Here is a 21,525-nt window from a genome sequence, read left to right as displayed (position 1 = left end):
AACTAATAACCTTCACTTTATTACTTGCTTAAACAAACACTTTTATTTTAGATTCTCTCTTATCTGGTCCAGCATTCTAAGACATTGTGCCACATCTTCGGAATCTATCTCTCTCGTTGCGTCCTGTATTGTTTGATTAGCAAGGCTCTTAAGAGCATGCTCAGACTCTTTTGCATGTTCTGTGAGATTAATAATATTAATTCTCGCATCTGAAGGATGTGGTGACCTTATAACCAATCCTCTGTTTACCATGTTCACAATTAAACGAGATACACTTGGCTGATCTTTCTCATTCAGTTCTGCAATTTGATTTTGCGTAAGCCCGTCTTTCTCATACAACCTACTTAATATTTGCCATTGTTCATAGGTTACTGGAAAATTATTCTCTTTAAAATATTTGTTTATGCGATTATTGATTAGTCTAGATGCATGGAAAAGTTTATAACCTATCGAATTATCTAACCTATAGTTATCTTCACTTTTCACTTTCTCAACTCCTCTCAGCGATTTTATTTTATCTAAAATTACTTGTTTATGCAAGTATATTTTTTCAAAAGAACCATTAACCGAGGTTAATGGTTCTTATAAATCTTATAGATCACTTTTTACAATTTCGATAATATATCCTCGTTGTTATCATCTTCATCATATGTTAATACCTTATCCACTTTATCATAAGACTCACCATATAATTCTTTATCTTTATATGTATGTATTTGCTCGTATGTAGCTTTCATTCCTTCGTAGATGGCTTCCTCCCCTGCATCAGTAGGTGACCAGTAGAGAATCTCCATTGGATTCACTTCATTTGTTGCAAGAGAACGTCGGCGATAGCCGATGGAAGAAGCATGCTCAAATCCCTCTCTTTTGTAGAAACGAAGGCGTTTTTCCGTATCCGTATCTTCGTAATCGACAGGCTCTACCTCTAGAATGATCGCCTTCCCTTTTTCTTTCATTTTGTCCAGTAGCTTATGGCCAAGCCCCATCCCTCTAGCATCTTTCGAAACAAATAAGTAGTCGATAAAAATGAAATTATCAAGCTCCACATACATCAGTACATGATGCTCCCCCTCATCTTTATGATAAATATCGCCTTTTTCTTTTAAAAGAAGCTCCATATGCTCTCTTGATTTCATTTCTTCCACAGGAAAATACTGATTTAATTTCTCATACCAATTCATTATGTTGCAAGACTCCCCTTTCGTTTTTTATCTATGTACATATTAAGTATAACAAACTTGAACACACCTCAGTGTTAATATGCCCTCTTCCTTTTCTCTTAAACATAGCCTACAATAGAAGCATAAATATCTTTGTATGCGATTACATACTTAAAAGGGGATGTATGGTTTGATCGAATATTTTATTGATTTCACTATCGTAGCAATATTAGTAATTGGCATTACCGCGGTAATGGGAGTTTTGACAAATGGAATCGGGGAAAAGTTTTTTGGAAGGAAAAAAGGAACTGAAAGCTTTGATAAGTCCGCTAGTATGCAAGCTGGCTGGAAAAGTGTCGGGGGGAAAAAATAAATAAAAGAAAAAAGCTGCCGAGTAAGGCAGCTTTTTATAGTTAGTCATTCAAAGGTGTAAAATCTAGTCCTTCTGTGTAGGAATTACCTGCATTCCAAATTAGGTATTCGTCAATTCCATTCTCGTTTAACGCGCGGATCTGATCTTCCACTTCTTTTGGTCCATATGGGATATAATTGCCTGCGCCCAACCATGTAGCCGTGAAGTCTTGAATCCATGGTCTTGAAACAGGTCTGTTTTCCAGTTCATCCAGCTTGGCATTTTCAAGCTTTGCGTACTCCGCAATTAGTTTATAAGGTTCTGTATCAGGTTTTGCTATGCCAAAATACGAAGTCCAGTGACTCGGATAGATCATCGATGAAATGACATCCACATGCTCTGATATTCGGCTGAAGTTCTGGCCGATACCCGGTGCTTCCGGCAGGGTAGCTGTGTAGCCAAAAATATCAACCGAAACTTGGACATTATAAGGCTCCAGTCGTTCCCTTGCATATTCCACAAAATCTGTTACCGATTCAACTCTCTTCTGAACATTGTCCATGTCCATCTCTTTGTATTCACCATAGCCGTACTCTAAAGAAGTGTCTCTCTTTTCAAAGCCCTCTGGAAAACGGACATAGTCGAACTGGATTTCCTGAAAGCCCATTTTTGCCGCTTCAATCGCTATATCAATATTGTAATCCCAAACTTCTTTTAGGAAAGGATTTACAAATGCCTCTCCACGCCCGTTCACCCAGACTTTTCCGTTGTCCTTAAACGATAAGTCTGGTCGTGCTTTCGCCAAAACGGAATCCTTAAAAACTACGATTCTACCAATTGGATATACTTCGTTTTCCTCTAAGGTTTCCATCATACCTGCAGGATCTTTGATATATGGCTGTGCGATATCCATGAATGGGGAATCTTCTTCCTCCGGTATGTACGTCAAGTATCCATGATCATCTTTGATATCAATAACCATTGCGTTCAAGTCTGTTTTGTTCAGTAGCTCCAGTAAACGCGGAAACCTTTCCCCTCCAGCAGAGTGTCCTGTAACATAGATCCCTCTAACAGCATCAGGATATGCAAAAGTATAACCTGAATCAAAAGCGAACCTTGCCATGGATACCGGCAGTTCGCGTGCTTCCATTTGGACATTTTTTGTAGCATGCTTGGACGCTTCCACTACTTCTTCATCTGCTTGTGCAAGCGTTCCACTAAAAGCAAGTATTCCGACTGCTGCAACCAGACCACCGATCATTTTTTTCATCATTGCGTTTCAAAATCCCTTCTCTTAAGTGTTAGTTCTATTATACTGGAAAATCGTTAGGATTTTACCTTTTTCAACAAATTACTGCAAAATAATCCTAGAGTACTAGAGTTCACCAGCTGAAAACCGCTTGGTCCATTTATTTTGAAAAATCCCTTGTTTGTGTGGTCCTGTCATCTTACATGAAGACCCTTTCCTTTTACACGTCACGGAGGTCTTTTCCCCTCTCCTGAAGCCCTCTTCTCTCACTGTGCGGACTTTCTATAATTTACGCAAAAAAACCGACCCCCACACTAATGAGGATCGGTCCACTTAAACCAAAGCAATTACTTTCCAGCATATTCTGCTTGGTATCTCTTATACTCCGCTTCTGAACACAATACAAAGTGACCAGGCTTCACTTCACGCAATTCCAATTCCTCATCCTTGGCATAACCATGGGATGCTGGATCGTAGGCAAAACGCTTACGAGACCGCTCGGTATCTGGATCCGGTTGCGGGATAGCGGATAACAAAGATTTTGTATACGGATGAATCGGAGTATTATAAAGCTCGTCACTGTCGGCAAGCTCGACAATTTTCCCGAAATACATTACTCCAATCCGGTCGGAGATGTATTTTACCATTGAAAGGTCATGGGCAATGAACAAATATGTTAGCCCTTTTTCCTTTTGAAGTTTTTTCATCAAGTTAACTACCTGTGCCTGAATGGAAACGTCCAATGCTGAGATTGGCTCATCGGCAATGATGAAATCGGGTTCCACAGCTAGTGCACGAGCAATACCGATACGTTGACGCTGACCACCACTAAATTCGTGCGGATAGCGGTTGGCATGCTCTTTATTCAAACCAACGGTCTCGAGCAATTCGTGCACACGTGCCAGGCGCTCTTTCTTCGACTTCGCCAGTCCATGAATGTCGATTCCTTCTGCAATGCAGTCGGCAACAGTCATACGTGGATTCAATGAAGCAGAAGGATCTTGGAAGATCATTTGCATCTTACGGTTGAATTTCAAAAGGTCTTTTTTTGACTTCTTGCCATGGACATTTTCACCTTCAAAAAGAACCTCACCATCAGTTGCGTCGTAAAGCCGGATGATCGTGCGCCCTGTGGTGGACTTTCCACATCCGGACTCTCCAACCAGACCAAGTGTTTCACCGCGATAGATATCAAAGTTCAAACCATCTACAGCCTTAACCATATTCGGCTTTCCTTCGTTAAAATATTGTTTCAGGTTACGAATTTCCAATAGCTTTTCATTCGTTGCCATGTTACTCACCTTCCTTTACCATAACAGGCTTTTCGAAGTTTTGCGGCATTTCGCGACGACGTTTCTGTACTGCCAATGGAGGCTCTACAGCAGGTGCATCTTCATGTAACAACCAAGTCTTGGCAAAGTGGGTCTTGGAAATTTGGAACATTGGTGGTTCCATCTCCAAGTCAATTTGCATCGCAAATTCGTTACGTGCTGCAAATGCATCCCCTTTTGGAGGATCCGATAAATCCGGCGGAGAACCAGGAATGGCATATAGTTCAACTTCGTCTCCAAGCTCAAGATCTGGCATGGAACTTAACAATCCCCATGTGTATGGATGACGTGGGTCATAGAAAATTTCATCCACCGTACCAGTCTCAATTATTTGTCCGCCATACATAACAGCCACTCGATCGGCTACATTTGCTACAACACCAAGGTCATGTGTTATAAAGATAATCGATGTGTCGATTTTCTTCTGAAGATCCTTCATCAAATCAAGGATTTGCGCCTGTATCGTAACGTCAAGAGCTGTCGTTGGCTCATCGGCAATCAATACCTTCGGGTTACAAGCAAGAGAGATTGCTATTACCACCCTTTGTCTCATACCACCAGAGAATTGGTGAGGATATTGTTTAAAACGCTCCTCCGGCATTGGGATTCCCACAAGACGTAGCAAATCAATGGCCTTTTCTGTAGCGGCGCCCTTGCTCAGCTTTTGATGCTTGATGATTCCTTCCATGATTTGTTTTCCTACCGTCATGGTTGGATTCAAGGACGTCATTGGATCTTGGAATATCATCGCGATATCCTTCCCCCGGATACCCTGCATTTGCTTTTCCGTTAACTTGGTAAGGTCTTTTCCATCAAAAAGGATTTCCCCTTGCTTGATGTTGGAGTTATTTTTCGGTAATAAGCGCATCACCGTCTTTGTCGTAACAGACTTACCAGAACCGGACTCTCCTACGATTGCAAGGGTCTCCCCTTTTTTCAAATCAAAGTCTACTCCACGGATGGCTTTCACTTCACCACCGAATGTATCAAAAGAAACATGTAAGTTTTTGACTTCAAGAATTTTTTCCACTGTCATCCACCTGCCTTTATAACTAGTCTTTCATTTTAGGATCTAATGCATCACGGAATCCGTCCGCTACAAGGTTAAATGCAATCATCAACAAACTGATGATAATTGCAGGGAATACCATGATGTGCGGGAAGATCTGCAAGGATTTAAATCCATCATCTATTAACGTACCTAGTGATGCCATCGGAGGCTTCAATCCCAGTCCGATGAAGCTTAAGAATGCTTCGAAGAAAATGGCACTTGGAATCGTGAACATCGTATTGATGATGACGACGCCGACCACGTTTGGCAATAAATGTTTCGTTATAATTCGATTGTTGGTCGAACCAAGTGTCTTGGATGCGAGGACATATTCCTGGCTTTTGAGCTTGAGAACCTGTCCCCGGACGACCCTGGCCATTCCGACCCATCCAGTTATGGTCAAGGCAATGGTGATGGCAATTATTCCCGGTTCAAGCACAAGAATCATCAATATTACAATAACCAAGTTAGGGATTCCAACCAATACCTCGATAATACGTTGCATGATGTTATCGGTACGTCCCCCGTAAAATCCGGAAATACCACCATAGGCAACACCGATTACCATATCAATGAATGCTGCGAGTAGTGCAATATATAAGGAGATTCGTGTACCTGTCCAAACACGTGTCCATAAGTCACGTCCAAGACTGTCTGTACCGAACCAATAATAATCTGTTACTCCACGTTGGTCGTAAACGTCTACTCCATTCCTAGTTCCATCCATGATACCAAGTTTCTCGATTCCAGGAACTTTAGGAGGGAGATTACCTTGTGCTACGTTTTGGTTGTTAAAACCGTGGTCGTTCATGAATGGACCAAAGATTGCTAAGAATGCAATGACAATCAACACAATGCAACCTGCGATTGCCGCTTTATTTTTCTTGATGCGCAACCATGCTGTTTGCCAATAAGTCAAACTTGGTTTTGCAATTTTCTCACTTTTATTTGGGTCTTGCACCGCCGGTTGAAATAATTCCTTTGGCAGTTTATCAAAGTTGTTGTTATTCATTATTTCTTACCTCCTGCCAAGCGAATACGCGGGTCGATAATTCCATAAAGAATATCAACTAAAAGAACAATGACAATGAATAAAGCCGCAAAGAACAATGTCGTTCCCATAATTACTGGATAGTCGTTTGTAGTAATGGAACGCACAAACTGTTCTCCAAGGCCTGGGATAGAAAAAATCTTTTCAACTACAAGTGTTCCGGTCATCAAACTTACAGCCAACGGCCCAAGAACCGTCACTACTGGAATCAACGCATTTCGTAATGCATGTTTCACCGCGATATCATAGTTGGAAGCACCTTTTGCACGTGCCAAAGTAATATAATCCGACCCCAACACTTCAATCATCTCCGTACGCATAAAGCGTGCAGCGATGGCTATTGGGAACATTGCTAGTGCAATCGTTGGCAATACTGTGAATTCCCAGCCTGACCAGAAAGCAACAGGGAACCAGCCTAGTTTTACCCCGATCCAATATTGTAATAATCCTGCGAATACAAAGGAAGGAATGGATTTACCAAGTACAGCCATGATCGTTGAACCATAGTCCACCCAAGTGTTCTGCCTTAATGCAGCAATCACACCTAAGAATATTCCGATTATTGTACCGAAGAACATCGCTTGAAATCCAAGTTGAGCTGATGGACCGATACGTTGCATAATCAAGCTTGTAACACTTCGGTTATCATATTGGAACGAGATCCCAAGATCACCTTGTGCTAGACTCACGATATATTTTGCATATTGTACTGGTACAGGATCATTAAGCCCATACTTTTCATTTAGAATAATTTTCTGTGCATCCGACAGTTTATCTTGCATCGTAAATGGAGAACCCGGCATCATTTTCATCAGGAAGAATGTAAATGAGGCAATTAAGAACAAGGTGATAAACATGTAAAAGATACGTTGCAACAAATACTTTGTCATCATTGCACCTCCTAAAAAATAATGCGTCGAATAGTTTTAAATTTTCCCTAAAATTCGACAATTTCATTACAGGGAAAAAGAGAGTATATGCTTCAAATATACTCTCTTTCTCTCTTTTTTAAAAGAATTATTTTTATATCAATATAATATTATTTACCGCTGATGTAAGCCCATTTGTAGCTGAAGTCAGGACCGAAGTTATGACGGTAAACGTTTTGTACGTAAGGCTTCCAAAGTCTTGTCGTACCACGTTGGTAGATCGGTGCAATCGCAGCGTCCTCTTCAAGTAAGATTCTCTCTGCTTCTTGCATCGCTTCAAAACGTTTTGCAGGATCGTTCGCATACGTAGTCATTACGTCGTTCAATAACTTATCGTACTCTTCGTTAGAATAACCCATCTTGTTGTTTCCACCATCTGTAATCCAAAGGTTAGAGAAAGAAATCGCATCAAGATAGTCAGGACCCCATCCAGCAAGTTGCATGTCATAGTCCATTGCAGAATCTAAGTCTAAACGTTGAGCAAATGGTACTTCTTTCAACTTGATTGTTAAACCAGGAAGGTTCTCTTGCAACTGGTTTTGAAGATATTCTTGCATAGTTTTAGCTGTTTCAGTGTCTCCACCAAGTATTTCAATTGTAACAGCGTCCGTACCTAATTCTTCTAGACCTTTTTCCCAATGCTCTTTTGCTTTTCCAGCATCGAATTCATTGAAATCGCCGTTTTTCTCACGGAAGTCTTCTCCCGTTTCAGAGTGTTGAACAAATTCAACTGGTACAGAATAGTTTGCCGGAATAGAACCGTTGTTCAGTACATAATCAGCCATGTCTTGCTTATTGAAGCCCATGGAAATCGCTCTACGGATATTAACATTTGCTAATGCTTCATTCTTTGTTTGGTTAAATTTAAACCAGAAAATAGTTGGCTCCAGGTAAGAAATCAAATCTGGATCTTCTTGGTATTGAGTTACAAACTCAGAAGTCAAACCAGGAGAAATATCAATTTGTTGTGCAGTGTATAAGTTAACCCCAGTAGAAACTTCTTTAACAACTTTTACATTGACTTCATCTAATTTAACAGTTTCAGCATCCCAATAATCTTCATTCTTCTTCATCGTCCAGCCTACTTCATGCTCCCAGCTGTCTAATGTGAACGGACCATTGTAGATTAAAGTGTCTGCTTCAAGAGCATATTTGTCACCTTGTTCTTCATAAAACTTTTGGTTTTGCGGGAAGAACGTAGGGAATGTCATTAATGATTCGAAATAAGCAACTGGTTGCTCAAGTGTTACCTCAAGAGTATAATCATCAAGTGCTTTTACACCAAGTTCTTCAAGTGGTAATTCACCAGCAGAAACTTGTGTAGCATTTTTAATTTTGCCATTCATCATATAAGGGCCATACTCAGAACCGGAATTTGGATCTACAGCACGCTGCCAAGCAAATACGAAATCGTTTGCCGTTACAGAATCACCATTGGACCAAACGGAATCTTCACGTAATGTAAACGTATACGTTAGACCGTCTTCAGATACTTCATGACTTTTCGCGACTCCCTCTACTACTTCGTCATTTTCTCCAAGTCTGTAAAGACCTTCAAAAACGTTGTTCATAACGTTAAACGCTACTGCATCTGTACCTTGGACGGAATCCATCGTTGGAATTTCAGCAGAATCAACTACATTAAGTACTTGTGGACCTGTTGGTTCTCCCTCACCTGCAGGAAGTTCATCCCCTTGTCCGCTATCGTTTTGCGCTCCTTGATTTCCACCGCCACATGCAGCTAGAAATGCACTAAGTACAAGTGTAAGCGCTAAAAGAAGTAAATATTTTGACTTTTTCATTTGCTTAACCCCCTAGAAAATTATGTCGAAAATTGTTTGTTTTCGAGGTAACGAATTTTATTATACAAGTTTTCTAAACATTGTGCATTCATAATTTTAACGTCAATTTTACAAAATACTGTTATTCCAAGAATTTTCATTACAAAAATAGTTCTAAATACCTATAAAATAATTATAGATTTTTACCCATTCATTACAATTCATTTACAAACATTACAATAATTTTACATAGTATTTTTGCAAGTAATGACCTTTATAGTTTCTTTAAATTTGTCTTATTCTATTCATTTCATTACAATACATTTTAGAGTCTTTTCTTTTATAGGAGGAACTATGAAAAATTCTTTTAAAGTTTCCATTATATTTTTCTTTGTACTATTAGGCATAACGCTTATAACGGGCTATTTCTATTATGAAACCATTAATTTGCTGGCTTTCATTAACACTTCTTTTACTTATTCCAGTATCCTTTTATTCCTGTCATTGCTGACAACAGTTACCAAAAGGGGGTTCTTTGACGGTATTACATACAGCTTTCGTAGAATCTTCGCTTCAAGTCAGCCTGATAAACAACTGGAAGATGATATTAGAAACGAGATGAGACCTCCATCGGAGTTACTCCAGCCACTTTCTACCCAGCCAATGCTATTCGCATCTCTTTTGTTATTTCTATGTATGCTGGTATCTCTTTTTATTTATTACAATAGTTGATATTTTCCAAAGAATTGGCTATAATAGGAGAATATTTATTAATTTATAAGCAATGATGAAGAGTAGTACTAAACAGCATAGTTTATAGAGAGTTTGTGGTTGGTGGGAACAAACAACTATCGTTTAGGAATGGACTTCTGAGCTTCACGGCTGAACCGTATATCAGTAGGCTGTGACGTATCCTTACGTTACAAGGTTAAGTGATTTCTGCAATATTTTGTATGAAATAATAAGGGTGGTACCACGGTCCATTCGTCCCTTTTTTTAGGGATGAATGGGCCTTTTTATATTTTTATCGGATTTATAGTAAGTATGGTCGTTGATTTCCGTTCCAGGCGCTTCGCTTTCCTGCGGGCGGTCCGGGAGCCTCCTCACAACGCTTTGGGGTCTACCCTGTCCCTTCCTTCCGCGGGAGTCTGCTCGCCTTCCACTACAATCAACTAATTTTGCTATTTAAAAAACCATCTTTGTATAAGCCAAGATTTAAGGAAAAAGGAGAACAAAAAATGAAAACAATATTTTCAGGAATTCAACCAAGCGGTAATGTCACACTTGGAAATTACATCGGGGCAATGAAGCAATTTGTCGAGTTGCAAAATGACTACAACAGTTACTTCTGTATTGTAGACCAACACGCAATCACAGTTCAGCAGGATCCACAGGAACTTCGTAAAAACATCCGAAAGCTTGCAGCTTTATACCTAGCAATCGGTCTTGACCCGGAAAAGGCTACCCTTTTTATCCAATCAGAAGTACCGGCACATGCGCAACTAGGATGGATGATGCAATGTGTGGCATACATCGGGGAATTGGAGAGAATGACACAATTCAAAGATAAATCCACAGGGAAGGAAGGCGTAACTGCGGGTTTATTGACATACCCTCCACTGATGGCAGCGGATATCCTCCTATATAATACCGATGTTGTTCCTGTGGGTGAAGACCAAAAGCAACATTTGGAATTGACAAGGGACCTTGCTGAACGTTTCAACAAGAAATACCGCGACATCCTGACTGTACCGGAAGTGAAAATTGCTAAAGTCGGCGCAAGAATTATGTCATTAAGTGAACCAACAAAGAAAATGAGCAAGTCTGATCCAAACCAGAAGTCCTTTATCTCCTTGTTGGATACACCAAAACAATTGGAAAAGAAAATTAAAAGTGCGGTTACTGACTCTGAGGGGATTGTTAAGTTTGATAAGGAAAACAAACCTGGAGTTTCTAATCTTCTAACCATCTATTCCATCTTAGCAAACAATACAATACAAGAATTGGAAAATCAGTACGAAGGAAAAGGTTATGGAGATTTCAAAGGCGACCTTGCTCAAGTAGTTGTGGAAGCCCTAGAACCAATCCAAACCAAATATCATGATTTAATTGAATCAGATAAACTCGATGCCATATTAGACGAAGGTGCTGAACGTGCTAATCGTGTGGCCACGAAAACGTTGAAAAAAATCGAAAACGCCATGGGACTAGGTCGTAAACGCCGGTAACCATTGAAAAAAGCTGTCAGACTGATAAAATCTGACAGCTTTTCATTATTTCCCTAGGAAATATTCTAATTGACTTTAGGATGTTGCTCCAATTCCCAGAGCTTTTCAAAAAACGGTTGACCTTTCACTAAATGTTCACAGAAGTCCTGATGCTTCTCCGACCAGCCATCTCTTATTTCCTCGATCAATTGAGACCATACTTCTTCAAAACTCATTGACTGAATTTCTCTGTAATGGATCGGATTCCATTCCGTGTACCAATATCTAATTTGGGCAACATTGCATGTTGATCTTAGTTGATCCATTGCCATGAAAAGAAGCTGTTTCAATTGTCTTTCTTTTCTCGTCAAACCGTGCATGATCTCTGGTGATGGGGATAATATATGGTAGTCTTTTTGTGATTTGCTGGTTGGTGAGAAAGAATACTTTTCAGCGTCGTGATTTTCTACCATATCATACACTAACTGTTCTTGCCTTGGAATGAGCCTGCTTTTTCGGATTGGAATATTGTATCCAATAGTGTCCACCGCAAGGATACCTTGTCCATCCGTTACGACAAAACAGTAATCCAATTGAATTCTTTCATGGTTTTTTCGAATGTAGCTTTTTTGAAAAATGTCTTCCAGCAAAGATGGAGGCAGCTCTTGGAGGTCGTTTTCTATATAGTTGAACAGGACAGAATCCACTTTCAATAGCGGTACTTGATCCAACAGCTCTACGCTATCATCTTTTCTCCACTCATGAAAATGACAAACATTATAACCGTTTTCTTCTCCTTCAAACCAATTTACCCATACGTCATGAAGATACAACATATCATACCCCTCACTTCACATCTACTCTTTTATTTATCCAACAGTATGAACAGTGAAGTGCAAAAATATTCCATTAAAACCAATAATTTTTCCTTATGACTATTCTTCGTCGCGAAAAGTCGGTTCCTGGTTCCCAGATAAATAGATACTACCGGCAATAAGCAATACTCCAATTGGTAAAAGGTAACATTCAGGTCTTGAAACTAGAAATGTCATAACCTCTATCATACTCAATCCTGTTGCAAAAAGATTCAAATAGGCAATCGTACTTATACCCCCAGCAACTGAAAGCCCAAAGCCTGTCAAAAAAAGAAATCCCCTTATCATCAGCCATCACTCACAAAATAAATCCTGATTATGCACATACTATTATCCCCTTGTCCATTCTATTACTATTACTTTATGACTCGTCTCTAAAAAAATGACAAGTTCTATGATAAATAGGCAAAAAGAAAAGCCGAGATCGGCTCTCAGCTTTTCTAATCTAGTGTCTTTGGATCAAGTGCATCACGTAATCCGTCTCCAACAAAGTTGAAACTCAACACTGTTATTAAAATCATTAATCCAGGAAATAACGGATACCACCAGTGCTTTAACATGATGGTAAAGTTCTGAGCATCTTGCAGCATATTCCCCCAACTTGGTGTAGGAGGTTGAATCCCTAATCCAAGATAACTCAAGGCGGATTCAGCGAGGATAACCCCACCCACCCCTAATGTAGCAGATACGATGATCGGTCCCATTGCATTCGGGAGAATGTGAGAGAAAATAATCGTATGGCTTCTTGTTCCAATCGTCTTAGAAGCAAGAACGAATTCACGGGAACGAAGAGATAAGAATTCACCACGTACAAGACGGGCTGTAAAGGTCCACCCAGTTAAAGCGAAAATCAAGATCAGCTTGTCCACACCTGGTTGGAAGATGGTTACCAACGTGATAAGCAAGAAGATAGTCGGAATGGAAATGATGACATCTACGATACGCATCAAAATTGCATCAATTTTCCCTCCAAAATATCCAGCGATAGCTCCGATAACTGTACCAATTGTAATGGAACCTGCTACAGAAGCGAATCCTACAAGAAGGGAAATCCTTGCTCCAAAGAGAATACGGGAAAATACATCTCGACCAAAACGGTCAGTTCCAAGCCAATGTTCGCCACCTGGAGATTGTAACTTATTCAACAAACTTTGTTTTTGTGGTTCGAATTGAGTAATCCATGGAGCCAGTAAAGCTAGTGTGATAATGATAAAAAGCATTACAGCCCCTATTACAGCTAATTTGTTCTTCATGAATTTGTTAATCGTAATTTTCGTTAATGTATCAGGGTTTTTCTTGACATTGGGGTTTAACGATTGATTGTTTGGTTGAGTTGATGGTTGAGTTTGCATCGATGATCCCCCTTTTAGTACTCAATTCTCGGGTCAAAGATTGCATAAAGTATATCGGCAACCAAGTTTCCGATAACTACAAAGACCGCTGAGATTACTGTTAGTGCCATGATAACTGGATAGTCGCGCTGGAATGCAGACTCAAAGAATAATAATCCTATACCAGGCCAAGCAAATATTCTTTCAACAATGACCGATCCCCCAATGAAACCGGGTAGCATTAATCCAAAAATAGTGATTACAGGAATTAATCCATTTCTTAAACCATGTTTATACGTTACTTTTCTTTCTTTTAATCCCTTTGCTCTCGCAGTACGCATGTAGTCTTGTTTTAACACCTCAAGCATACTGGAGCGGGTATATCTTGTCAGTCCAGCCATATCGGCTGTTGCCAATACAAATGCCGGTAATACTAGATGATGGATCCGATCAAGAATACTGAAGTCTGCATTCAAAGTCGAGACTCCACCTGTAGGGAACCATTGTAGCTGTACAGCAAAAACCATGATTAATACAAGACCAATCCAGAAGTTAGGTGTTGCGAGCCCCAAAAAGGATGTGACGGTAACCGTATAATCTGTCAAACTGTACTGCTTCCGGGCCGATATGACCCCAAAAGGTATTGCGACAATGACTGCCAATATGGTTGATACTATCATCAATAACAATGTATTAGGTAATCGGTTCATGATCATTTCACTTACCGGTACGCCACGGCGGATCAAGGATTCTCCAAAGTCCCCTTTAGCCATATTGCTTACCCATTTATAATACTGTACATGGACAGGGTCGTTTAACCCATAACGCTCTTCAAATTTCTTCATTGCTTCTTTACTAATATTCGGATCCATCATTAGGGAAGTAGGACCACCTGGTGCCATCTGTATGATGGCGAATGATAATACTGTAATACCGAATAATAGGGGAATCGCCATTAAGCAACGGCGGATGATATATGAGATCATAGCTGATTCTCCTTTTCTGTCTTTACTTTAGGAAGGTAATAAGTAAACGTGAATGGTTTATTTTAATACTGTGCATTTTCGCGACGTCACACAGTAATGTGGTCAAGTTTAGCGAAAGAATGGCTCGTCCAACACAAATGCATTCTTTCTGTACCAATGAAAAAGTGTCTAGGGTTTTTCATGTCAGTAAAAAAGAAGGAAGGGGAATGTCCCCTCCCCTCTTCTTTTACCTTTTAACGGGGGTTAAATTAGTTATTCTCGTCTAACCACCATTTGTGGATGTTATAGTGCTCCTGGCGTGCGTGGAACTCAAAGCCTTCTAGGTTAGTAGGCATTGCACGGTGTGCATTTGGATAGTACAAGAAAGTATATGGTTGCTCTTCAGCAATGATTCTGTTGATTGCTTGGATCTTCTCAGCACGCTCGTCTTGATCCATTGTCAGGTTAGCTTCGTCCATTAGCTTATCAGCTTCAGCATTAGACCAACCAACAAAGTTCAAACCTTCTGCGATTTCTTTAGTGTGGAAGATTCCACTTGGATCTGGATCTGTAGATAATGCCCATCCTAGGATGATAGCGTCGAAGTTCCATGCTGGAGGATCAACGTCAGCCAAGAATGCGGACCATTCCATGATTTCTGGAGTTACTTTGATTCCAAGCTCAGCGAACTGCTCTTGAACTACTACAGCGATATCTTCACGAACTTTGTTTCCTTGGTTCGTTTTTAAAGTAAATTCGAATTTTTGTCCGTCTTTTTCAAGCGTACCGTCAGCACCTGGAGTCCATCCAGCCTCTTCAAGCATTGCTTTAGCTTTTTCTACATCGTACTCAAAACGTGGAACATCTTCGTCATAAGCCCAGCTTAGTGGAGATTCTGGAACATCTGCAACTTCACCGTCTCCATCCATTACAGACTCAACGATAAGTTCACGATCAAGAGCGTGAGTTAATGCTTGACGTACTGATTTGTCTTCAAATAATGGGTTACGTAGGTTGTACCCTAGGTAAGAGTAAGATAATGCTAAACCAGATTCGATTTTCAATTGACCATTAGCTTCCCACTCTTTTGCAGTTGCAATATCAGAAGCAGGAACAGTGTAGTAGTGTACATCTCCAGCAGCTAATGCAGTCATTAGAGCATCTGCATCAGGAATAATGCGGTAAGTTAAAGAATCTAAGTATGGACGGCCATCCCAATAGTCGTCGTTTGCAACTACGCGTACGTATTGACCATCTTCCCATTTGTCAAACTTGAAAGGACCAGCTCCAATTGGGTTTTTCGTGTTGAACTCAGTGTACTCACCAAGGTCAGCAATCGCAACCTCACCTAAGATGTGCTCAGGAAGGATAGGGTAACCTAATGCGATATGGATTTTTGGGTCTACAGCATTAAGTGTAACTTGTACAGTTAAATCATCGATTTTTTCAACTTTTTCGATTTTCTCGAAGTAACCAGCACGAGGACCATCATAGTCATCGCTTAAAGGAATGCTTAGTGTGAAGACAACGTCATCAGCATCTAAAGTTTCACCATCGTGGAACTTGATTCCTTCTTTGATTTTCAATGTGTGAACTAGGTCATCGTCAGAGATATCCCAGCTCTCAGCCATGTTTAATTGTGTTTCGAAAGAAGTGTCGCTTGTTAATAATCCGTCAAAAATGAAACCTTCGATTGCAGAACTTGCAGTATCTGCAGAGTAAAGCGGGTTGAACATTGTTGGGCTACCAGTAGAACCTAATACTAGGTCTCCACCTTGAACTGGCTCACCAGTTGTAGCATCTTCTTCGTCTGTTTCTTCACCGTTGTTACCAGTGTTTTCTCCGTTTGTTTCGTTGTTGCTGTTGTTTGGTGTTGTACTTGTATTGGATCCGCTACAAGCAGCTAAGAACAAAGACAATACCAACGTCAGCACGATAAGTAGTAATGATTTTTGCTTCACGTTTACTCCCCCTAAAAAAATTTTTAATGTTCTGAAAATGAAAGGTAAAGAAAGTTGACTTTTGGATTATCTCCCCCTTTCAAAGGGTATATATTTTATGTACTTGCCACCTATTCATATAGGTGACAAGCAACAAAATGATCTGGTTTAACCTCTTTGAATTGTGGAACAATCTGCTTACAGACATCCATTGCTGCAGGACATCTAGTATGGAACACGCATCCTGTTGGCGGGTTTGCCGGACTTGGCAATTCACCTTTCAAAACGATACGCTCTCTCTTCACTTGCCCTTTGCGGCGAGTGGATGGTACAGCAGACAGTAATGCCTGTGTATATGGATGAAGTGGCTCGTCATATAGGTCATGCTTGGTAGCCAGCTCCATCATGCGTCCAAGATACATTACGCCAACTCTGTCACTAATATGACGTACAACGCTTAAATCATGTGAAATAAAGATATAAGATAGTCCCATTTCACGTTGTAGGTCTTGCATTAAGTTGATAATTTGAGCTTGTATCGAAACGTCCAAGGCTGATACAGCTTCATCGGCAATGATCATTTCAGGATTAAGCGCCAAAGCCCTTGCAATTCCGATACGCTGTCGCTGACCACCCGAAAATTCATGTGGGTAGCGATTAATGAAACTCGGATCCAATCCAACTTTTGCTAGTAGCTCCTGTACCTTTTCCTCACGTTCTCTTTTGGTGAACATGTTATGAGTGTTATATGGCTCCTTCAGGATGGACCTTAATGTTTTTCTTGGGTTCAATGTAGCGAAAGGGTCTTGGAATACCATCTGTATGTCTTTACGGACGGTCTTTCTAAGTTCTCCTTCGCCCATCGTGGCAATGTCCCTGCCCTTAAAGATGATGTTACCTTCAGTTGGCTCATATAATCGGATAATCGTACGTCCTGTGGTCGATTTACCACAACCTGACTCTCCTACAAGTCCTAGGGTTTCCCCTTTTTTTATATAGAAGTTCAGGTCATCTACCGCTTTTACATTACCTACATGCCTTTGAAGCAATCCGGCTTTGATAGGGAAATACTTTTTTAATCCACGTACCTCGAGGATATTATCTGGATTCGTTTCTATTTTTAATTTTTCTGTCTTGATCTCAGTTGCTGTCATTATTTCGCCTCCTCGCCTTCGTATAAGAAGCATCGAACGGAGCGGTTTCCACCTTGGCTGATTAACTCTGGAATCTCGCTATGGCAACGGTCGAATGCTTTCGGACAACGCGGGGCAAATCTGCAGCCCTGAGGCAAGTTTGTCGGTGGTGGTACATTTCCTTCAATGGATTGAAGACGGCCAATATCTCCATCTATGTCAGGGATGGACCCCATCAATCCTAAAGTATATGGATGCATCGGTTCTTCAAACAAATCGTCTACCGATGCCTCTTCCACTACCTGGCCACAATACATAACTACTACTCTATCTGCTACTTCTGATACAACCCCTAAATCATGAGTAATTAATAGTATGGAAGTGTCAAATTTATGACTTAAATCTTTCATCAGATCTAATATTTGCGCTTGGATGGTAACATCCAGTGCAGTGGTCGGCTCATCCGCAATCAATAACTTCGGATTACAGCTCATCGCCATCGCAATCATTACCCTTTGTCTCATCCCGCCTGATAGACGGTGCGGGTAGTCATTTACGATTTCCGCTGCTCTTGAAAACCCTACAACCTCCAACATTTCAATTGCTTTTTTTATGGCTGCTGTCTTGGTCATTTTTTGGTGAAGGATCAGTACTTCCGTAATCTGTTCACCTATTGTCAGTACCGGGTTCAATGATGTCATCGGCTCTTGGAAGATCATTGATATATCATTTCCACGAACTTTACATAATTGGTTTTCTGTCAGTTTCACAAGATCCTGACCGTCAAATAGGATTTCCCCATCAACGATCTTCCCACCTGGGCTAGGTACAAGCCCCATGATCGATAGGGAAGTAATGGATTTACCAGATCCTGATTCTCCAACAAGTGCTACAGTTTCCCCTTTTTTAATGGAGATATCTACACCATCTACTGCTGGAATAGCTTGCTTTTTTCTAAAAAAGTGAGTTTTTAGGTTTCTCACTTCCAATAAAGCTGACATTTAGCCTTCACCATCCTTTTTTCTTTCGATGCATGGTCTGTATGATGTCTAAAAATGTAATTTAAAGATTGTGAAAATTTAACTTAATCTTAACCTTTATATTACAAATTTATATAACTACTAGCTATTAATCTATTTAAATCTTGCATTTATAGATTTTCCATGCTAATTATTACGAAATTTTCTGTCCATTTACCCGAAATTTACTGTAAAAACTAAATTATCGGAAAATAATTATCATCTGCTTGTATATTATTACAATTCCGTTACAAGTTCAAGCTTATTTTGAAAATAAACTAAATATTTTTTTTATTGGAACTTGCAACAATCTTCTACAAAAACTGATTATATACAAAAAAAAACAAAAAAACTAGCTTTTTTTGCTAGATTTTTTGTTTTTTGTTATTTTTCTCCTATTCCTCAAAGAATTATTCGGCTAATAGTTTTGTTATCTCTGTCAGACTTTTTGACATCAATACTGCATAACTTACTTTTTTCGTTTTTAATATTTTTTGAATGAGATAGTAACCTACACAATATCCAAGCATCTTGGGATAAAAACCTTTTCCGTAAAGGAGCTTCATGTGATCTCTTTCATTTTTCTTCACATCTTTATTAGGTATGATGAATTTTTTAAAAAAGATTTCAAGCTCTTTATCTGTATAGTAGGAAGTCCATGTAGAGGTATATTCTACTCCAAGAAGTTCTTTTACGGCACTCTCCGCTAACCCCTCTATGATGACGGAATCAAGGAGCGTATATTGGTCATCTTTTCTTTTATATTTGGACAATACACATATATGGTTATATTCGTGAGTCAATAATGCTTTCATTTCATTGATATCAATATCTTCTGGGAGGAACATGAACAATTTATCTTTGAAAGCCACTCCCGCTTTTCCTTTAAAGTCCCTTTTAATTTGGTTGTTGTATTTATCCGAAGGGAAGATGAAGATTGGGATGTCTGGTCCATTCCAAAGTTTCTTCAAACGCTTTGATTCTGCCAAAACAATATTCCAACAATCCAACTCTTTTAACTTTTCCACTGTCCCTTTTCCATCCCTTACTGGCCGGTACATTCCATGCATGATGAGATAATCATAAAGTTCCGCTGCAGTGACGTCCTCAAAGTACTTCAGCAATCTCTTTGAAATATTCAATGGCTGATGATAGTCCTCCTCCAACCATCGATCTGTATGAATAATACTCATGTTCTACAGCCCTTTTCTTTGCTTTTTGATGTCATTGTATGATGAGGAGGGCGGATTGGTGAGGTGGGTAAATGGTTATTGGGTTGAGGAGGAATACGGGGGTTGAGAATTTCGGTAAGATTTTATGCTTGGTAGTTGATAAAGTACTAAGTACCTTTTCTTTAAATTTTTGATTGATGGATGGTTACATTCTCAATTTGATTTTTCACCCAAGATTGTCTTTATGTCCCTTATAATGACAATCTCATTCCGATTTTTCACTCAAGATTGTCTTTATGCACCTTATAATGACGATCTCATTCTGATTTTTCACCCAAGATTGTCTTTATGTCCCTTATAATGACAATCTCATTCCGATTTTTCATCGAAGATTGTCTTTACGCACCTTATAATGACAATCTCATTCTGATTTTTCACCCAAGATTGTCTTTATGCACCTTATAATGACAATCTCATTCCGATTTTTCACCCAAGATTGTCTTTATGCACCTTATAATGACAATCTCATTTCGATTTTTCACCCAAGATTGTCTTTATGCACCTTATAATGACAATCTCATTTCGATTTTTCACCGAAGATTGTCTTTATACAAACGATAGATCTTCAAAATTGGTTTGCTTACTCTAAAAAACTCACTTTCATATTCCAAAACACAAAAAGCAGCAGGGATGTTAATCATTCCCTACTGCTTGATACGCTTACTCGTATTTTTTAAACACAATCGTTGCATTATGGCCGCCAAAGCCGAGTGAGTTGCTCATCGCAGCTCTGACCTCTTTATGGCGGGCTTCGTTCGGTACGTAATCAAGATCGCACTCAGGATCTGGTGTATCCAGATTGATCGTTGGAGGAATGATTCCATTCTCAATAGCCTTAATGGTAAAGATCGCCTCCACACCACCTGCGGCTCCAAGCAAATGTCCTGTCATCGATTTTGTGGAACTAATGGCTACATTATTCGCATGGGAACCAAGCACTTCTTTAATTGCAAGTGTTTCAAACTTGTCGTTATACTCGGTGCTTGTACCGTGTGCATTTATATAATCGATATCGCCTGGTTCAAGGTCCGCATCTTCAATGGCCATTTTCATCGCACGCACTCCGCCTTCTCCACCTGGAGCAGGTGCCGTAATATGATGAGCATCCCCTGTAGCGCCATATCCGACGATCTCTGCGTAGATGCGAGCACCACGTGCTAATGCGTGTTCCAGGTCTTCTAAAACGATAATCCCGGCGCCTTCCCCCATGACAAAACCATCACGGTTAGCATCGAAAGGTCTGCTTGCTGTTTTTGGATCAGGATTTAAAGATAATGCTTTTGCCGAGCTGAATCCCGCAAAAGACATTTCCGTAAGTGGGGCTTCCGTTCCTCCAGAGACCATGACATCGGCATCTCCGCGTTGAATAACTTTGAAAGCATCTCCTATAGAGTTCGTTCCCGTGGCACAAGCTGTAACAGTACAGGAGTTCACCCCTTTCGCACCTAAGGCGATACTGATTTGACCTGTTGCCATATCAGGAATCATCATCGGTACGAAAAACGGGCTTACACGGCGTGCACCTTTTTCTAAAAATGTTTTATATTGTTGTTCAAAGGTTTCCATTCCACCTATCCCAGAACCTACCCAAACTCCCACTCTAGGGGCGATTTCATCTGTAATTTCTAAGTTGGCATCTTTTACAGCCATGAACGAAGCTGCGATGGCATATTGTGTAAAGCGATCCATTCTTCTCGCTTCTTTTTTATCCATAAAGTCTTCGGCATTGAAGTTCGTAATTTCGGCAGCTACTTTCGCAGGGAATTTTTCGATATCAACCCTTGTCAGTGGGCCAACTCCCGAAACTCCTTTTATGGCGTTCTCCCATGCCTCATTTACATTCAATCCAATTGGAGTCACTGCTCCAAGCCCTGTTACTACTACTCTTCTTTTAGGCATTTGCATAATTGTCCTGCTCC

The 21,525-nt window shown here is 40.0% G+C and carries 20 protein-coding genes and 1 other annotated feature; of the genes, 3 read left to right on the top strand and 17 right to left on the bottom strand.

The genetic code is table 11. From position 1 onward, the window contains the following. Positions 1 to 42: 42 nt before the first annotated feature. Together MKY77_RS07690 and MKY77_RS07685 are read right to left on the bottom strand one after the other, a co-directional pair. Positions 43 to 486, bottom strand: coding sequence for a MarR family winged helix-turn-helix transcriptional regulator (locus MKY77_RS07690; RefSeq protein WP_339149641.1), 444 nt, complete (start codon positions 484 to 486; stop codon positions 43 to 45). Between the two features lie 119 nt (positions 487 to 605). Next, a complete protein-coding gene (locus MKY77_RS07685) occupies positions 606 to 1,181 on the bottom strand; it encodes a GNAT family N-acetyltransferase (protein ID WP_339149640.1) in 576 nt (191 codons plus the stop codon). Positions 1,182 to 1,350: 169 nt separating this feature from the next. On the opposite strand from MKY77_RS07685, the gene MKY77_RS07680 reads away from it, so the two are divergent. Next, positions 1,351 to 1,533, top strand: a complete 183-nt coding sequence (locus MKY77_RS07680) for a hypothetical protein (RefSeq protein ID WP_339149639.1) — start codon at positions 1,351 to 1,353, stop codon at positions 1,531 to 1,533. Between the two features lie 40 nt (positions 1,534 to 1,573). On the opposite strand, the gene MKY77_RS07675 is transcribed toward MKY77_RS07680, so the two are convergent. From MKY77_RS07675 to MKY77_RS07650, 6 genes are all read right to left on the bottom strand, one after another. After that, positions 1,574 to 2,782: a putative glycoside hydrolase gene (locus MKY77_RS07675; RefSeq protein ID WP_339149991.1), complete on the bottom strand. Its 1,209-nt coding sequence runs from the start codon at positions 2,780 to 2,782 to the stop codon at positions 1,574 to 1,576. A 326-nt stretch (positions 2,783 to 3,108) separates the two neighbouring features. Further along, positions 3,109 to 4,053, bottom strand: a complete 945-nt coding sequence (locus tag MKY77_RS07670) for an ATP-binding cassette domain-containing protein (RefSeq protein WP_339149638.1) — start codon at positions 4,051 to 4,053, stop codon at positions 3,109 to 3,111. Position 4,054: 1 nt separating this feature from the next. Beyond that, positions 4,055 to 5,122 carry an ABC transporter ATP-binding protein gene (locus MKY77_RS07665; RefSeq protein WP_339149637.1) on the bottom strand — a complete coding sequence of 356 codons (1,068 nt, stop codon included), beginning with the start codon at positions 5,120 to 5,122 and terminating at the stop codon, positions 4,055 to 4,057. Between the two features lie 22 nt (positions 5,123 to 5,144). Beyond that, complete coding sequence (gene opp3C, locus MKY77_RS07660; RefSeq protein WP_339149636.1) at positions 5,145 to 6,155, bottom strand: oligopeptide ABC transporter permease; 1,011 nt, start codon at positions 6,153 to 6,155, stop codon at positions 5,145 to 5,147. Next, a complete protein-coding gene (gene opp3b / locus MKY77_RS07655) occupies positions 6,155 to 7,084 on the bottom strand; it encodes an oligopeptide ABC transporter permease (RefSeq protein ID WP_339149990.1) in 930 nt (309 codons plus the stop codon). Before opp3b ends, opp3C begins: the two co-directional genes overlap by 1 nt. Before the next feature lie 149 nt (positions 7,085 to 7,233). Further along, complete coding sequence (locus MKY77_RS07650) at positions 7,234 to 8,925, bottom strand: peptide ABC transporter substrate-binding protein (RefSeq protein ID WP_339149635.1); 1,692 nt, start codon at positions 8,923 to 8,925, stop codon at positions 7,234 to 7,236. Positions 8,926 to 9,258: 333 nt separating this feature from the next. On the opposite strand from MKY77_RS07650, the gene MKY77_RS07645 reads away from it, so the two are divergent. Both MKY77_RS07645 and trpS read left to right on the top strand, forming a co-directional pair. After that, positions 9,259 to 9,636, top strand: coding sequence for a DUF3899 domain-containing protein (locus tag MKY77_RS07645; RefSeq protein WP_339149634.1), 378 nt, complete (start codon positions 9,259 to 9,261; stop codon positions 9,634 to 9,636). A gap of 43 nt (positions 9,637 to 9,679) precedes the next feature. Further along, positions 9,680 to 9,899, top strand: a binding site (T-box leader). A 243-nt stretch (positions 9,900 to 10,142) separates the two neighbouring features. Continuing rightward, on the top strand, positions 10,143 to 11,132 hold the full coding sequence (gene trpS, locus MKY77_RS07640; protein ID WP_339149633.1) for a tryptophan--tRNA ligase: 990 nt from the start codon (positions 10,143 to 10,145) through the stop codon (positions 11,130 to 11,132). A gap of 65 nt (positions 11,133 to 11,197) precedes the next feature. Here the strand turns inward: trpS and MKY77_RS07635 are convergent, their stop codons facing one another. The 9 genes from MKY77_RS07635 to fabF form a co-directional block, all read right to left on the bottom strand. Beyond that, on the bottom strand, positions 11,198 to 11,947 hold the full coding sequence (locus tag MKY77_RS07635; protein ID WP_339149632.1) for a YjbA family protein: 750 nt from the start codon (positions 11,945 to 11,947) through the stop codon (positions 11,198 to 11,200). A gap of 99 nt (positions 11,948 to 12,046) precedes the next feature. Continuing rightward, on the bottom strand, positions 12,047 to 12,253 hold the full coding sequence (locus MKY77_RS07630; RefSeq protein WP_339149631.1) for a hypothetical protein: 207 nt from the start codon (positions 12,251 to 12,253) through the stop codon (positions 12,047 to 12,049). A gap of 173 nt (positions 12,254 to 12,426) precedes the next feature. Continuing rightward, positions 12,427 to 13,338, bottom strand: a complete 912-nt coding sequence (gene opp4C, locus MKY77_RS07625; protein ID WP_339149630.1) for an oligopeptide ABC transporter permease — start codon at positions 13,336 to 13,338, stop codon at positions 12,427 to 12,429. Positions 13,339 to 13,352: 14 nt separating this feature from the next. Beyond that, positions 13,353 to 14,303, bottom strand: a complete 951-nt coding sequence (locus MKY77_RS07620) for an ABC transporter permease (protein WP_339149629.1) — start codon at positions 14,301 to 14,303, stop codon at positions 13,353 to 13,355. 248 nt (positions 14,304 to 14,551) lie between these two features. Next, positions 14,552 to 16,243, bottom strand: coding sequence for a peptide-binding protein (locus tag MKY77_RS07615; protein WP_339149628.1), 1,692 nt, complete (start codon positions 16,241 to 16,243; stop codon positions 14,552 to 14,554). Positions 16,244 to 16,353: 110 nt separating this feature from the next. Next, positions 16,354 to 17,376 carry a dipeptide ABC transporter ATP-binding protein gene (locus tag MKY77_RS07610; RefSeq protein ID WP_339149627.1) on the bottom strand — a complete coding sequence of 341 codons (1,023 nt, stop codon included), beginning with the start codon at positions 17,374 to 17,376 and terminating at the stop codon, positions 16,354 to 16,356. Then, positions 17,376 to 18,356: an ABC transporter ATP-binding protein gene (locus MKY77_RS07605; RefSeq protein ID WP_339149626.1), complete on the bottom strand. Its 981-nt coding sequence runs from the start codon at positions 18,354 to 18,356 to the stop codon at positions 17,376 to 17,378. Before MKY77_RS07605 ends, MKY77_RS07610 begins: the two co-directional genes overlap by 1 nt. A 428-nt stretch (positions 18,357 to 18,784) precedes the next feature. Continuing rightward, positions 18,785 to 19,567 (bottom strand): DUF2268 domain-containing protein, encoded by a 783-nt coding sequence (locus tag MKY77_RS07600; protein ID WP_339149625.1) that lies wholly within the window; start codon positions 19,565 to 19,567, stop codon positions 18,785 to 18,787. A gap of 699 nt (positions 19,568 to 20,266) precedes the next feature. Beyond that, positions 20,267 to 21,505 carry a beta-ketoacyl-ACP synthase II gene (fabF, locus tag MKY77_RS07595; RefSeq protein ID WP_339149989.1) on the bottom strand — a complete coding sequence of 413 codons (1,239 nt, stop codon included), beginning with the start codon at positions 21,503 to 21,505 and terminating at the stop codon, positions 20,267 to 20,269. Positions 21,506 to 21,525 lie beyond the last annotated feature (20 nt).

Origin of the sequence: Sutcliffiella sp. FSL R7-0096 (assembly GCF_038595065.1) — a bacterium.
Classification (GTDB): domain Bacteria; phylum Bacillota; class Bacilli; order Bacillales; family Bacillaceae_I; genus Sutcliffiella_A.
The sequence above is the reverse complement of the archived record's forward strand: the minus strand, read 5'-3'. Positions and strand labels throughout refer to the sequence as shown.